General features: G+C 57.6%; 10 protein-coding genes. 5 read left to right on the top strand and 5 right to left on the bottom strand.

The window, feature by feature from the left end; translation table 11 throughout:
- Positions 1-55 precede the first annotated feature (55 nt).
- Both argB and argC read right to left on the bottom strand, forming a co-directional pair.
- Positions 56-832, bottom strand: coding sequence for an acetylglutamate kinase (gene argB / locus G0034_RS22500; RefSeq protein ID WP_086527814.1), 777 nt, complete (start codon positions 830-832; stop codon positions 56-58).
- A 6-nt stretch (positions 833-838) separates the two neighbouring features.
- Positions 839-1,843 carry an N-acetyl-gamma-glutamyl-phosphate reductase gene (gene argC, locus G0034_RS22505; protein WP_023331592.1) on the bottom strand — a complete coding sequence of 335 codons (1,005 nt, stop codon included), beginning with the start codon at positions 1,841-1,843 and terminating at the stop codon, positions 839-841.
- Positions 1,844-1,931: 88 nt separating this feature from the next.
- On the opposite strand from argC, the gene argE reads away from it, so the two are divergent.
- The 5 genes from argE to gldA all read left to right on the top strand — a co-directional run bounded on the left by argE (position 1,932) and on the right by gldA (position 8,766).
- The gene (gene argE / locus G0034_RS22510; RefSeq protein ID WP_014885690.1) at positions 1,932-3,083 is read left to right on the top strand and encodes an acetylornithine deacetylase; all 1,152 of its coding nucleotides are present in this window, start codon (positions 1,932-1,934) and stop codon (positions 3,081-3,083) included.
- 307 nt (positions 3,084-3,390) lie between these two features.
- Positions 3,391-6,042, top strand: coding sequence for a phosphoenolpyruvate carboxylase (gene ppc, locus G0034_RS22515; protein ID WP_014885691.1), 2,652 nt, complete (start codon positions 3,391-3,393; stop codon positions 6,040-6,042).
- A 55-nt stretch (positions 6,043-6,097) separates the two neighbouring features.
- The gene (locus tag G0034_RS22520; RefSeq protein WP_096218333.1) at positions 6,098-6,859 is read left to right on the top strand and encodes an AraC family transcriptional regulator; all 762 of its coding nucleotides are present in this window, start codon (positions 6,098-6,100) and stop codon (positions 6,857-6,859) included.
- Positions 6,860-6,987: 128 nt separating this feature from the next.
- On the top strand, positions 6,988-7,650 hold the full coding sequence (gene fsa, locus G0034_RS22525) for a fructose-6-phosphate aldolase (RefSeq protein WP_179121276.1): 663 nt from the start codon (positions 6,988-6,990) through the stop codon (positions 7,648-7,650).
- A 12-nt stretch (positions 7,651-7,662) separates the two neighbouring features.
- Positions 7,663-8,766: a bifunctional L-1,2-propanediol dehydrogenase/glycerol dehydrogenase gene (gene gldA, locus G0034_RS22530; RefSeq protein WP_014885694.1), complete on the top strand. Its 1,104-nt coding sequence runs from the start codon at positions 7,663-7,665 to the stop codon at positions 8,764-8,766.
- Positions 8,767-8,858: 92 nt separating this feature from the next.
- Here the strand turns inward: gldA and katG are convergent, their stop codons facing one another.
- From katG to G0034_RS22545, 3 genes are all read right to left on the bottom strand, one after another.
- Positions 8,859-11,039 (bottom strand): catalase/peroxidase HPI, encoded by a 2,181-nt coding sequence (gene katG, locus G0034_RS22535; RefSeq protein ID WP_023331595.1) that lies wholly within the window; start codon positions 11,037-11,039, stop codon positions 8,859-8,861.
- A gap of 148 nt (positions 11,040-11,187) precedes the next feature.
- Positions 11,188-12,075 carry a methylenetetrahydrofolate reductase gene (gene metF, locus G0034_RS22540; RefSeq protein ID WP_023331596.1) on the bottom strand — a complete coding sequence of 296 codons (888 nt, stop codon included), beginning with the start codon at positions 12,073-12,075 and terminating at the stop codon, positions 11,188-11,190.
- 225 nt (positions 12,076-12,300) lie between these two features.
- Positions 12,301-14,733 (bottom strand): bifunctional aspartate kinase/homoserine dehydrogenase II, encoded by a 2,433-nt coding sequence (locus G0034_RS22545; protein WP_023338878.1) that lies wholly within the window; start codon positions 14,731-14,733, stop codon positions 12,301-12,303.

A 14,733-nucleotide genomic window follows, 5' to 3' on the forward strand; every position in this document is an offset into this window, starting at 1 on the left:
GAATTTCATTGACCGGTGGCGCTGCGCTTACCGGGCCTACAAAACATTAAATCGATTACGCTAAAATACGCGTGCCAATCGGCGTGCCGTTAAACAGCGCCGGCAGTTGTTCCGCGTGACGCCAGGAGGCGATATCCACCGGGCGACCCAGCGTGCGAGCGGCATCCAGCGCGGCGTTCACTTTGACGATCATGCCGTCAGTAATGATGCCCTGCGCGATCAGCTGTTCGGCTTTGGCCGCGGTCATTTCCGCGATGCGCTGGCCTTTGCCGTCCAGAATGCCGCTCACGTCGGAAAGCAGGATCAGGTCTGCGCCCAGCGTAGCCGCCAGAGCCGTTGCCGCCTGATCCGCGTTAACGTTCATCAGCTCGCCCTCTTCGGTCACGCCGATAGAGCTCACCACTGGCAGGAAACCACCTTCCAGCAGCGTGTTAATCAGCTTAGGCGAACCCGGCTGCGCCAGTCCAACGTGGCCGAGCTCTTCATCGAGCTGGGTCACTTTTACGCTGTCGCCATCCCCCAGGCAGAGGCCAACGGAGGCAATATGATGTTTCTTCGCCCATGCCAGCAGCGTTTTGTTCGCCGTTCCCGCCAGCGCGCCGGTAATGATGTCAATCTGGTCAGCGGGCGTGACGCGCAGGCCGTTTTTCTTTTTCACCGGCAGGTTGAGCCCTTTCATCAGCTCATCTACCACGCAGCCGCCGCCGTGCACAATCACCAGCGGACGTTGGTGTGATTCACGATAGTTCACCAGCGCGGTAAACAGACGCTCCAGCGCTTCTTCGCTGTCCAGCAGTACACCACCGAGTTTGATAATTAATGGGTTCATCATCACACCTTAAATAAGAGCCTGCGTTTCAGGGAAGCCGAAACGAATATTTGCACACTGCATTGCCTGTGCGGCAGCGCCTTTGAGTAAGTTATCTTCTGCAGCGACCACAATCAGGTGTTCGCCCTGTACGGCAAAGCCGATGTCGCAGAACGGCAGTCCGACCACGTTTTTCAGCGCCGGCACGCCTTTGTCATACAGACGCACCAGCGGTTTATCCGCATACGCCTGCGTGAAGACCTCGCTCACCTGCTCTTTGGTCACGCCCGGTTTCAGGCGGCAGGTGATGGTTTCAAGGATCCCGCGCGGGAAGCTGCCCAGATGCGGCGTGAAAATGACGTCCGTACCCAGATGCGTCGTGATTTCAGGGTGATGGCGGTGATTAAACACGCCATACGGCTGAAGGCTCACTTCGCAGAAGCTATTAGAGATCGCCGCTTTGCGCCCTGCTCCGCTCACGCCGCTGGTGGCGTTGATCACCGGCCACTGGTTCAGATCCAGCAGACCTGCGTCGATCAGCGGTTTCAGGGAAAGTTGCGCCGCCGTCGGGTAGCAGCCCGGCACGGCAATCAGATCCGCTTCTTTGAGTTTGTCTGTGCTCCACTCCGCCAGGCCGTAAACCGCTTTTTCAAGCAGATCGGGGTGCTGATGGGTGAAACCGTAATATTTTTCGTAGAACGCGCCGTCGTTAACGCGGAACGCGCCGGAGAGATCGAACACCACGCAGCCGGCTGCCAGGAACTGCGGTGCCAGGTCATGACTGACTTCGTGCGCAGTGGCTAAAAACACCACGTCAACGCCGTCGGTGAACTCACTGATGTCAGACATCGGCTGCAGCGGCAGATCGACAATGCCCAAAAGCCACGGATGCAAATCGGAAATTAACTTTCCTGCATCATTGCTTTGCGCTGACACGGTCAAAGCGGTTATGGTCATATGTGGATGGCGATTCACGTAGCTTACAAGCTCTGCGCCCGCATAACCGCTAGCGCCTACAATCAGCGTATTCAACATCGGGTTCCTTTATGCTCAACGTTAATGTATTTTTATTCACATTTATTGCATGAATATTGATACTATCACGACCTAAGGTGTGTCAACAATGAAAATGAACTTACCGCCATTTATCGAGATCTACCGCGCCCTGATTGCCACACCGTCCATCAGTGCAACGGAAGAAGCGCTGGATCAAAGCAATGAGTCTTTAATCAATCTGCTGGCGGGTTGGTTTAGCGATCTTGGGTTTAACGTTGAGGTACAGCCCGTCCCCGGAACCCGTCATAAATTTAACCTGCTGGCCAGCACCGGAACCGGTGCGGGCGGCCTGCTGCTTGCCGGTCATACCGACACCGTGCCGTTTGACGATGGCCGCTGGACCCGCGATCCGTTCACCCTGACCGAGCACGACAACAAACTCTATGGTCTCGGCACCGCCGACATGAAAGGCTTCTTCGCCTTTATCCTCGACGCGCTGCGTGATGTGGACGTGACAAAACTGAAAAAGCCGCTCTACATTCTGGCGACTGCCGACGAAGAGACCAGCATGGCGGGCGCGCGCTACTTCTCTGAAAACACGTCGATTCGCCCGGATTGCGCCATTATCGGCGAGCCGACGTCACTGCAACCGATTCGCGCGCACAAAGGCCATATCTCGACGGCCGTGCGCGTGCTGGGCCAGTCCGGCCATTCCAGCGATCCGGCGCGCGGCGTAAATGCGATTGAGCTGATGCATGACGCCATCGGGCGCATCATGACCCTGCGCGACTCGCTGAAAGAACGTTATCACTATGACGCGTTCACCGTGCCGTATCCGACCCTAAACCTCGGCAGCCTGCACGGCGGCGATGCCTCCAACCGTATCTGCGCCTGCTGCGAACTGCATATGGATATCCGCCCACTGCCGGGTATGACGCTGAGCGATCTCGACGGCTTGCTGAATGAAGCGCTGGCTCCGGTGAGCGAGCGCTGGCCGGGCCGCCTGACGGTCTCCGAACTACATCCGCCGATCCCGGGTTATGAGTGCCCTCCGGATCACCAGCTGGTTGAAGTGGTGGAAAAACTGCTTGGTGAAAAAACCGACGTGGTGAACTACTGCACCGAAGCGCCGTTCATTCAGACGCTGTGTCCGACGCTGGTCCTTGGCCCTGGCTCCATTAACCAGGCGCACCAGCCGGATGAGTATCTGGAAACCCGCTTCATCAAGCCCACTCGCGAGTTGATTACCCAGGTTGTGCACCACTTCTGCTGGCATTAAAAACTGCCCCTCACCCTACCCCTCTCCCCAAAGGGGAGAGGGAATTTGAACACCCTCTCCCCTTTGGGGAGAGGGCAGGGTGAGGGGAGTAAATCCCGCGATCTCCGTCACATTCCCATAAGCATCTCTTATCTGACGCAATGCGAATTAAATTTCGTAAATTGCCCGCATTTATTCGTTTGCTGAACCGTTTTCGCAGCAATTGACGACGGGGGTTTTACGTGGCTTTATAAAGGGAGATGACAAAATATTGTCCAGCAGATTTTCGCATGGGCATAAACAAAAATGATGGGGTGACTGGGTTTTTATGAACGAACAATATTCCGCGTTGCGTAGTAATGTCAGTATGCTCGGCAAAGTGCTTGGAGATACCATCAAAGATGCGTTGGGGGAAAACATCCTCGAACGCGTTGAAACCATCCGCAAGCTGTCTAAATCTTCCCGTGCCGGTAACGAGGCCAGCCGTCAGGAACTGCTCACCACCTTGCAGAACCTCTCCAACGATGAGCTGCTGCCCGTTGCCCGTGCCTTCAGCCAGTTCCTGAACCTGGCCAACACCGCTGAGCAATACCACAGCATTTCGCCTAATGGCGAAGCTGCCAGCAACCCGGAAGTGATTGCCCGTACGCTGCGTAAACTGAAAGACCAGCCCGATCTCACCGAAGCCACCATCAAAAAAGCGGTGGAGTCTCTCTCGCTTGAGCTGGTTCTGACCGCTCATCCAACCGAGATCACCCGTCGTACCCTGATCCACAAAATGGTGGAAGTGAACAACTGCCTCAAGCAGTTGGATAACAAAGACATCGCCGACTATGAACGCAACCAGCTGATGCGCCGTCTGCGCCAGCTGATTGCCCAGTCCTGGCACACCGACGAAATTCGTAAGCAACGCCCCAGCCCGGTCGACGAAGCCAAATGGGGCTTTGCGGTGGTGGAAAACAGCCTGTGGGAAGGGGTGCCGAACTACCTGCGCGAGCTGAACGAACAGCTGGAAGAGAACCTCGGCTACCGCCTGCCGGTCGACTTTGTGCCGGTACGCTTCACCTCCTGGATGGGCGGCGACCGCGACGGCAACCCGAACGTCACTGCGGAAATCACCCGTCACGTTCTGTTGCTGAGCCGCTGGAAAGCGACCGATTTGTTCCTGAAAGATATTCAGGTGCTGATTTCCGAACTGTCGATGGTCGAAGCGACGCCGGAACTGCGCGCGCTGGCCGGTGAAGAAGGCGCCAGCGAGCCGTACCGTTTCCTGATGAAAAAACTGCGCGGTCAGCTGATGGCGACTCAGGCCTGGCTGGAAGCGCGCCTGAAAGGCCAGCGTCTGCCGAAGCCGGAAGGCCTGCTCAGCCAGAACGAACAGCTCTGGGAACCGCTGTACGCCTGTTATAAATCACTCCAGGCCTGCGGGATGGGCATCATCGCTAACGGCGAACTGCTCGACACCCTGCGCCGCGTGAAATGTTTCGGCGTGCCGCTGGTGCGTATCGACGTACGTCAGGAAAGTACCCGCCATACCGAAGCGCTGGGTGAACTGACCCGCTATCTCGGCATCGGCGACTATGAAAGCTGGTCCGAAGCCGACAAACAGGCATTCCTGATCCGCGAACTGAACTCCAAGCGCCCTCTGTTGCCGCGCAACTGGGAGCCAAGCAACGAAACCCGCGAGGTGCTCAACACCTGTAAAGCGATCGTGGACGCACCGAAAGGATCGGTGGCCGCCTATGTGATCTCCATGGCGAAGACCCCGTCCGACGTGCTGGCCGTTCATCTGCTTCTGAAAGAAGCGGGCATCGACTATGCCCTGCCGGTGGCGCCGCTGTTTGAAACCCTCGATGACCTGAACAACGCCAACGACGTGATGACCCAGTTGCTGAACATCGACTGGTATCGCGGCTTTATTCAGGGCAAGCAGATGGTGATGATTGGCTATTCCGACTCCGCCAAAGATGCGGGCGTGATGGCGGCATCTTGGGCGCAGTATCAGGCGCAGGATGCACTGATCAAAACCTGCGAGAAAGCCGGTATTGAGCTGACGCTGTTCCACGGACGCGGTGGCTCAATCGGCCGAGGCGGCGCGCCTGCACACGCGGCACTGCTGTCGCAGCCGCCGGGCAGCCTGAAAGGCGGCCTGCGCGTGACCGAGCAAGGTGAGATGATCCGCTTCAAATACGGCCTGCCGGAAGTGACCATCAGCAGTCTGTCGCTTTATACCAGCGCCATTCTGGAAGCAAACCTGCTGCCACCGCCGGAGCCGAAAGCGTCCTGGTGCCATATCATGGACGAACTGTCGGCGATCTCCTGCGATCTTTACCGTGGCTACGTGCGTGAAAACAAAGATTTTGTGCCTTACTTCCGCTCGGCAACACCTGAGCAGGAACTGGGTAAACTGCCGCTGGGCTCGCGTCCGGCGAAGCGTCGCCCGACCGGCGGCGTAGAGTCACTGCGCGCGATTCCATGGATTTTCGCCTGGACGCAGAACCGTTTGATGCTGCCTGCCTGGCTGGGTGCCGGTGCCGCGCTGCAGAAAGTGGTGGAAGACGGTAAACAGAACGAACTGGAAACCATGTGCCGCGACTGGCCATTCTTCTCTACCCGTCTGGGTATGCTGGAGATGGTCTTCTCGAAAGCTGACCTGTGGCTGGCGGAATACTACGATCAGCGTCTGGTTAAGCCTGAGCTGTGGGCGCTGGGTAAAGAGCTGCGCGAACTGCTGGAAGGCGACATCAAAGTGGTGCTGGATATCGCCAACGACTCACACCTGATGGCAGATCTGCCGTGGATCGCCGAGTCTATCCAGCTGCGTAACATCTACACCGACCCGCTGAACGTCCTGCAGGCAGAGCTGCTGCACCGTTCTCGTCTGGCGGAAGAAGAAGGTAAAGAGCCGGATCCACGCGTTGAGCAGGCGCTGATGGTGACGATTGCGGGCGTTGCGGCGGGTATGCGTAACACGGGCTAATCGGCTATGCCGGGGGGTGCTTGCGCCCACCCGGCAATACCCCGGTATCCATAACATGTTCCACGATATTACGCACATCCTGTCGGATCTGATTAAAGGCGCATTCCCCCTGGATCAAGTGCACTTTGTCGCGCCTGCCGAGAATAACCGCACATCACCTTGTCTCTCAGTTATCCTGGAAATCCGCTGCGAAGCCTTCTTTTCCGCATCCGGGAACGTCCCACTGCATTCTTCAAACTCGCTCAGAATAAGCTTCGGCAAACAGCAGCTGACGCTTCAGCTCTACCGGGGTAAAGCTCTTATACAACAGCAGCAGATTGCCAGAAGAGGACCCCGGACGGGCGCGTTTCTCCTGCAAACGCTCAATGAGCTGCAGATGCAGCCAACTGAGCAGGACACGGCCAGGTTGGTGATATTAAGTCTGCTCAGCCACTGCCGCGATCTGCTTGGCAGTGATATCCACACTGATAGCCGCAGTCGCGCATTATTCGAAGCCGTTCGTCGCTTTATTGACGAAAACCATGCCTCGGCGCTGACCCGGGATTCCGTTGCCGGGGCATTTTATATTTCCCCTAACTATCTCTCTCACCTTTTTCAGAAGACCGGGAACGTCGGGTTCAATGAATACCTGACGCAGACCCGTCTGGAACACGCGCGCCAGCTGCTGAAAGGCTATGACCTCAAAATTAAAGATATCGCCGCACGCTGCGGATTTACCGACAGCAACTACTTTTGCCGTCTCTTTCGTAAGCACACCGAGCGCTCCCCTTCCGAATATCGTCGTCAGTATCACAGCCAGCTGAGCGCCAAAAAATAGCATTGTGATCGTTCTCTCACTTCACTAAGGACATTACATTTGTCCAGTATTTGGCAAAATTGACCTGTATCCGCCGTACTCTGCCGCGCCTTATCCTTTATTCAACCTTTCTGACTTAAGGAAAAATAATGGAACTGTACCTGGACACCGCCAACGTGGCGGAAGTTGAGCGTCTGGCGCGGGTATTCCCGATCGCGGGTGTGACCACTAACCCGAGCATTATTGCCGCCAGCCGGGAGTCCATCTGGAGCGTGCTGCCGCGCCTGCAAAAAGCCATCGGTCCCCGGGGCACTCTGTTTGCCCAGACCATGAGCCGTGACGCCGGGGGAATGGTGGCGGAAGCCAAACGTCTCAGTAATGCCCTGCCGGATATCGTGGTGAAAATCCCGGTAACGGCAGAAGGGCTTGTAGCGATTAAGGCATTGAAAAACGAGGGGATCACTACACTCGGGACGGCCGTATACAGCGCCGCACAGGGTCTGCTGGCTGCGCTGGCGGGCGCGTCGTATGTCGCACCGTATGTGAACCGCGTCGATGCCCAGGGCGGTGATGGTATACGCATGCTCCAGGAGCTGCAGTCTCTTCTGGAAATGCATGCCCCTGAGAGCAAGGTGCTGGCCGCCAGCTTCAAAACGCCACGTCAGGCGCTGGACTGCCTGCTGGCCGGATGCGAGGCAATCACGCTTCCTTTAGATGTAGCGCAACAAATGCTCGGCACGCCGGCGGTAGAGTCAGCCATAGAGAAGTTCGAGCAGGACTGGAAAAACGCGTTTGGTAACCTCAACCTCTAAGGGAGAAATGTTATGGACCGTATCATTCAATCGCCGGGAAAATACATCCAAGGCGCTGATGTGCTTACCCGTCTCGGCGACTACCTGAAACCGCTGGCAACGCGTTGGCTGGTTGTCGGCGATAAATTTGTGCTGGGTTTTGCTGAAGAAACCTTGCGCCAGAGCTTTAAAAACGCAGAGCTGCATGCAGAAATCGCACCGTTTGGTGGCGAATGTTCACAAAATGAAATCGATCGTCTGAAAAAACTGGCCGATAGCGCCGACTGTCTGGCCGTGCTGGGTATTGGCGGCGGGAAGACGCTGGACACCGCCAAAGCGCTGGCACACTTTATGGACGTGCCGGTTGCGATTGCCCCGACCATTGCCTCCACCGATGCACCGTGCAGCGCACTTTCCGTAATCTATACCGACAGCGGCGAGTTCGATCGCTACCTGATGCTGCCGCACAACCCGAACATGGTGATTGTGGATACCAAAGTCGTCGCGGGTGCACCGGCTCGTCTGCTTGCTGCGGGGATTGGCGATGCGCTGGCGACCTGGTTTGAAGCGCGCGCCTGCTCGCGCAGCGGTGCCACGACGATGGCGGGCGGTAAATGCACGCAGGCGGCACTCGCGCTGGCGGAGCTGTGTTACAACACGCTGCTTGAAGAGGGTGAGAAAGCCATGCTGGCGGCGGAACAGCATGTCGTAACGCCTGCGCTGGAACGCATTATCGAAGCCAACACCTATCTCAGCGGCGTAGGTTTTGAAAGCGGTGGACTGGCTGCGGCACATGCGATTCACAACGGTATGACGGCGGTGCCGGATGCGCATCACTTCTATCACGGTGAAAAAGTAGCGTTTGGTACGCTGACGCAGTTGGTGCTCGAAAATGCGCCGGTAGAAGAAATAGAGACCGTCGCGGCGCTTTGCCACAGCGTGGGACTGCCGATCACGCTGGCGCAGTTGAATATTAAAGAGGATATTCCGGCCAAAATGCGTCTGATCGCAGAAGCGTCCTGTGCAGAAGGGGAAACTATTCACAACATGCCGGGCGGAGTAACGCCAGATCAGGTGTATGCGGCGCTGCTGGTGGCTGACCAGTATGGACAGCGGTTCCTGCAGGAGTGGGAGTAATAAAAAAAGCCGGGTGGCGCTACGCTTACCCGGCCTACGAATGACATGCTTTTGCAAGCCGGGTAAGGCGTAGCCGCCACCCGGCACACTGGTTACTTCACGTCAAACCGATCCAAATCCATCACTCTCGCCCAGGCGGCAACAAAATCACGCACAAACTTCTCGTGTGCATCGCTGCTGGCGTAGACTTCAGCCAGCGCGCGCAGGACGGCGTTTGAACCAAACACCAGGTCCGCGCGGGTCGCGGTGTATTTCACTTCGCCACTGGCGCGATCGCTACCGGCAAACAGCTCGTTTGAGTCGTCGGTCGCCTTCCACTGGGTATTCATATCCAGCAAGTTCACGAAGAAGTCATTGCTCAGCACGCCCTCACGGTCGGTGAACACGCCATTCTTGCTGCCATCGAAGTTTGCCCCGAGTACGCGCAGACCGCCGACCAAAACCGTCAGTTCGGGTGCGGTCAGCGTCAGCTGCTGCGCTTTGTCGATCAGCAGTGATTCGGTGGTTGACGTATCCACCTGCGCACGGTAGTTGCGGAAGCCATCGGCAATCGGCTCGAGCAGGTTAAACATCTCGATATCCGTCTGGTCCTGGCGCGCATCCACGCGGCCCGGCGTAAACGGTACGGTAACGTAAACGCCTGCCGCTTTCGCCGCCTGCTCAACGCCTACCACGCCCGCCAGCACGATGATATCGGCCAGGGAGGCTTTATTGGTGGTGCGCTGGATGGCTTCCAGAGCCGGTAATGCACGTACGGCAGCGGCGTTAACATCCCAGTCGCGCTGAGGCGCCAGCGCCAGACGCGCACCGTTGGCGCCGCCACGCTTGTCGCCACCGCGGAAGGTCGATGCAGACGCCCAGGCAACGGAAACCAGCTCACTCACGGAGAGACCCGAGGCAATGATTTCCGCTTTCAGGCTTTCAATGTCTTCTTTCGAAGGATTGAACACCGGCTGAGGCAGCGGATCCTGCCAGATCAGATCTTCTTTCGGCACTTCCGGACCAATGTACCGCGCTTTTGGCCCCATATCGCGGTGAGTCAGTTTGAACCACGCGCGCGCAAAGGCTTCGTTGAAAGCCTGCGGATCGTTCAGGAAGCGGCGAGAAATTTTCTCGAATTCCGGATCAAAACGCAGCGTCAGGTCGGTGACCAGCATCGTTGGTTTGCGTTTTTTCGACGGGTCGAACGGGTCCGGCATAATTTCTGGCGCATCCACGGCTTCAAACTGAATGGCACCTGCCGGGCTGCGGGTCTGGACCCACTCATATTTGAACAGGTTCTCGAAGAAGTAGTTGCTCCACTGGGTCGGAGTTTGTGACCAGATAACTTCCAGACCGGACGTAATGGCATCTGCACCAACGCCTGTACCGTGCGTACTCGCCCAGCCCAGGCCCTGCGCTTCAATCGGTGAGGCTTCAGGGTCGGTGCCCACATGTGTGGCTTCACCTGCGCCATGGGTTTTACCGAGCGTATGACCACCGGCGATCAGCGCCACGGTCTCTTCGTCGTTCATGCCCATATTGCCAAAGGTCGCGCGGATGGCTGCCGCCGCGGACAGTGGTTCACCGCTGGCGTTTGGCCCTTCCGGGTTAACGTAGATCAGGCCCATTTCGGTTGCGGCCAGAGGACGCTTCGCCAGCGCTTCGGGGTCACGGTGGGTCAGCCAGGCTTTTTCATCGCCCCAGTTCACGTCCAGATCCGGTTCCCAGACGTCTTCACGACCGGCACCGAAACCAAAGGTGCGGAAACCGGAGTTTTCCAGCGCCACGTTCCCCGCCAGGATGAACAGGTCAGCCCAGGAAATTTTTTGCCCGTATTTTTGCTTGATGGGCCACAGCAGACGACGCGCTTTATCCAGACTGACGTTATCGGGCCAGGAGTTCAGCGGTGCAAAACGCTGTTGACCGCGTCCTGCCCCGCCGCGTCCATCAACGGAGCGATAAGTACCCGCGCCGTGCCACGCCATGCGAATAAACAGGCCAGCATAGCTGCCCCAGTCAGCAGGCCACCACGGCTGAGAGTCGGTTAAAAGCGCTTTTAGATCGCCTTTGAGGGCAGAGTAGTCGAGTTTGCTAAATTCTTTGCGGTAGTCGAAGTCTTCACCCAGCGGGTTAGAACGGTTGGAATGTTGGTTAAGAAGGTCAATGCGGAGTTGCTTTGGCCACCAGTCACGGCTGCTTGTACCTGCTCCCGCGCTGTGATCGGCGCCGCCGTGATGGAACGGGCATTTGCCGGCTGATGCTGCGTTATTGGTCTCGTCTGACGTGCTCATCGCTATGCTCCCTTGTACAGTGTTACCGTTACGATATACACCACTAGCAATAAGATATAGTTGAAATAATCCACAGATTCGATAGTTAATACCTTTTAACTATCTGCTTGATTAAAAAGCCCTCATTTTATAAGGGCTTTCTATTTTTTTATGCCGGACGAACGCCCAGGGTGTGACAGATGGCATAGCTCATTTCCGCGCGGTTGAGCGTGTAGAAGTGGAAATCCTTCACCCCTTCGCGGCTTAAGATCTTCACCATGTCCATCGCGATGTTAGCGCCCACCAGCTTGCGGGTCTCCGGGTCATCGTCCAGCCCTTCATACATTTTGGACATCCACAGCGGAATGCGCACGTTGGTCATATCAGCAAATTTCTTCGCCTGTTTGAAGTTAGAGACCGGCAGGATCCCCGGGATAATTTCAACGTCGATGCCCGCGGACACACAGCGGTCACGGAAACGCAGGTAGCTCTCCACATCAAAGAAGAACTGCGTAATCGCGCGATTGGCACCCGCATCCACTTTACGCTTCAGGTTGAGCAGGTCCGCCTGGGCGCTTTTCGCTTCCGGATGAACTTCAGGATACGCGGCGACGGAGATATCAAAGTCGGCCACGTCTTTCAGCAGCGCGACCAGGTCGGCGGCATACATTTCCGGCTTACCGCTTCCCGGTGGCAGATCGCCGCGCAGGGCGACAATATGACGGATACCGTTGTTCCAGTAGTCCTGGGCAATGGCACGTAACTCGTCACGGGTGGCGTCGATACAGGTGAGGTGCGGCGCAGCTTCCAGACCGGTACGGTCTTTAATGCCTTTGATGATGCTGTGCGTGCGGTCGCGCTCGCCGGAGTTCGCACCGTAGGTCACGGAGACAAACTTTGGCTTCAGGCTGCTCAGGCGATCGATAGAGCTCCACAGGGTTTGCTCCATTTCACTGGTGCGCGGCGGGAAAAATTCAAAAGAGACGTTAATCTGGCCGTTTACTTCGGCCAGGCTCTGATTCAGTGCTTCCCGCTGGTTGGCGTGAAAAAAGCTCATACCTTACCTCTATCTGTCGCGTGTCATTGTTTGTTGTATTGTGAACTTCTATACGTTTAGACGTCCAGATGTAAAAATGACGGAAAAGCGGAGGGACGTCAACATAAATAATCAACAATAACGGTGAGGTTTGCTCAGGGAAGATGAAGGAAATTCATGATAGGGTGAGCGCGGTCCGATGCCCTCACCCTGGCCCTCTCCCACAGGGAGAGGGAAATGTAGACGTTACAGCAGCTTAGCCAGACGGTTGATGTCGGACTGGATCGCTCCGGCGGTGACATCGCGCCCCGCGCCCGGGCCACGGATCACCAGCGGATTATCGCGGTACCAGCGGCTTTCGATCGCGAAGACATTATCGCACGGCAGCAGCGCCGCCAGCGGATGGTCAGGTCGCACCGCCTCGACGCCGACACGGGCTTTACCGTTGGCCTCAAAACGCGCCACATAGCGCAGCACCAGTCCCATCTCGTTCGCCGCTTCCAGACGCTGCACCATCTGCTCGTTAAGCTCTTCACCATTTTCAAAGAAATGGTCCACAGACCCTTCTTCACAGCCAGCAGGCACCAGGGACTCGACGCGGACGGCATCCGGTTCGATGTCGTAACCCGCTTCGCGCGCCAGAATCACCAGCTTACGCATCACGTCTTTACCGGAGAGGTCAACACGCGGGTCAGGCTCGGTTAAGCCCTGCTGCCACGCCTGATCCACCAGGTCGGTAAACGGTACGGTGCCGTCAAACTGCAGGAACAGCCAGGAGAGCGTGCCGGAGAAGATCCCGCTCAGCGCCAGAATGCTGTCGCCGCTTTCAATCAGGTCACGCACAGTGTGGTTAACCGGCAGGCCCGCGCCAACGGTGGCGTTATACAGCCAGTGGCGGCCTGTTTTTTCAAACGCGTCGTGGATCTGACGATATTTATCCGTGCTGCTCGCCCCCGCCAGCTTGTTCGCACTGATAACGTGGAAACCGTGGCTGGCGAAATCCAGATACTGATCCGCAAGCTGTTCGCTGGCGGTGACGTCCAGCACCACCAGATCGTCATACGGGTGCGCGCGCATCCACAGGAACAGCGACTCTTCATCCTGCTCGACGGCCTCATCGTTAAAGAAGGCCAGCGCCCGGCTGGCGTCCAGCCCTTCGTAATTCAGCAGGCTGCGGCGGCTGTCCACCACGCCTGCGAGAATGAATTCAAACCCGGTACGTGCCGAAAGCGTCACCTGCTCGCGGGCGAACAGCTCCAGCCAGCGGGAACCGATGTTGCCTTTACCAAACAGCACCAGGCCGATGCGTTTTTCCGCGCGGAACAGGGAGGTGTGCAAACCCTGAATCAGGCTTTCGGTTGGCCCTTTACGCAGCACGGCGACCAGGCTGATGCCCTCTTCTGACTGCCAGGTAAATTCAACCGGCTGGCCTTTCAGCTGCTGCCAGAAGCGGTGGCAATGCAGCGGGTTACGGGTGACGCCCGCCCCCACCATCGCCACCAGCGCCAGCCCCTGACGCAGGCGAAGCTCGCCCGGCAGGCCCGCTTCATCCAGAATCTTCAGGGCGCTGTCCGCCACTTCAGCGGTATAGCAGAACTGCAGCAGCTGGCGGTCGTTATGCACGCCAACGGCCAGCGGACGCACCTGGGCACGCTTTAACACCAGGTCGATATCTTTATGCGCCAGCTTGAAATCCTGGCCCGCGGGCACCTGGAACTCAATCAGGCAGATGTCATCATGACTGGTGACAATACGCGCCCCGGTACCGGACGCCAGCACGCGCTCGATACGCGTAGAGCCTTGATCCGGGGTATAGCTACAGCGCAGCTGCAGGTCGATATCGCTGCCGGACACCGGCTGCAACGTGCGCGCGTGCAGTACCGGCGCGGCCAGGCGAGCGAGCTCGCTGGCTTCGTCCAGACGCAGCAGCGGCAGCAAACAGGCATCTTTCACTTTACGCGGGTCCGCGCTGTAAACGCCGGCCACGTCGCTCCAGATGGTCACGCGGGACACGCCCGCAAGCGCACCGATTTGCGTTGCCGAATAGTCAGAACCGTTACGGCCCAGCAGCACGGTTTCGCCCGCGTTGCTGCGGCTGATAAAACCGGTGACAACAATACGTTTGCCGGGATGCTGCACCAGGAGCTGTTGCAGCAGCGGATAGGATAACCCTTCATCCACCTGCGGCTGTGCGGCGCGTTCGGCGCGGAGGAAATCACGGGCGTCGAGCCAGGCGGCATCCACACCCAGATGTTGCAGCACGGCAGCCATCAGACGTGCAGACCACACTTCACCGTGGCCCACCACTTCGGCATACACCGCGTCGGTGATCCCGCTGTCCAGCAGGGCCGCCAGACGTTCAAGATCGTGCGTAAAAGCGCTGATCAGCCCGTCGGCAACGTCCGCTGGCAGCAGGCCAGCAATCAGTTCGCTCTGATAGCGGCGTAAGGACTGTTGCACCTGATGCGCAGAAAGGCGATCGGTCTGGCTCAGTTTCAGCCAGCTAATCAACTGGTTGGTGGTGCTGCCCGCCGCGGAGACAACCATCATGTCACCCGGCTGTGAATACTCCGTCATGATCCCTGCAACGCGCAGATAACATTTCACATCAGCAAGACTACTACCACCAAACTTGTGCAGCTGACGACCCTTCGCCCCTGCCTGCGCTATCACACTCAT

Origin of the sequence: Enterobacter sp. T2 (assembly GCF_010692925.1) — a bacterium.
GTDB classification, from domain to species: domain Bacteria; phylum Pseudomonadota; class Gammaproteobacteria; order Enterobacterales; family Enterobacteriaceae; genus Enterobacter; species Enterobacter kobei.

Bases quoted from the DNA above. Each gene is read 5' to 3' on its own strand.
- argB (WP_086527814.1), bottom strand. From the start codon at position 832: ATGATGAACCCATTAATTATCAAACTCGGTGGTGTACTGCTGGACAGC.
- argC (WP_023331592.1), bottom strand. From the start codon at position 1,843: ATGTTGAATACGCTGATTGTAGGCGCTAGCGGTTATGCGGGCGCAGAG.
- argE (WP_014885690.1), top strand. From the start codon at position 1,932: ATGAAAATGAACTTACCGCCATTTATCGAGATCTACCGCGCCCTGATT.
- ppc (WP_014885691.1), top strand. From the start codon at position 3,391: ATGAACGAACAATATTCCGCGTTGCGTAGTAATGTCAGTATGCTCGGC.
- G0034_RS22520 (WP_096218333.1), top strand. From the start codon at position 6,098: ATGTTCCACGATATTACGCACATCCTGTCGGATCTGATTAAAGGCGCA.
- fsa (WP_179121276.1), top strand. From the start codon at position 6,988: ATGGAACTGTACCTGGACACCGCCAACGTGGCGGAAGTTGAGCGTCTG.
- gldA (WP_014885694.1), top strand. From the start codon at position 7,663: ATGGACCGTATCATTCAATCGCCGGGAAAATACATCCAAGGCGCTGAT.
- katG (WP_023331595.1), bottom strand. From the start codon at position 11,039: ATGAGCACGTCAGACGAGACCAATAACGCAGCATCAGCCGGCAAATGC.
- metF (WP_023331596.1), bottom strand. From the start codon at position 12,075: ATGAGCTTTTTTCACGCCAACCAGCGGGAAGCACTGAATCAGAGCCTG.
- G0034_RS22545 (WP_023338878.1), bottom strand. From the start codon at position 14,733: ATGAGTGTGATAGCGCAGGCAGGGGCGAAGGGTCGTCAGCTGCACAAG.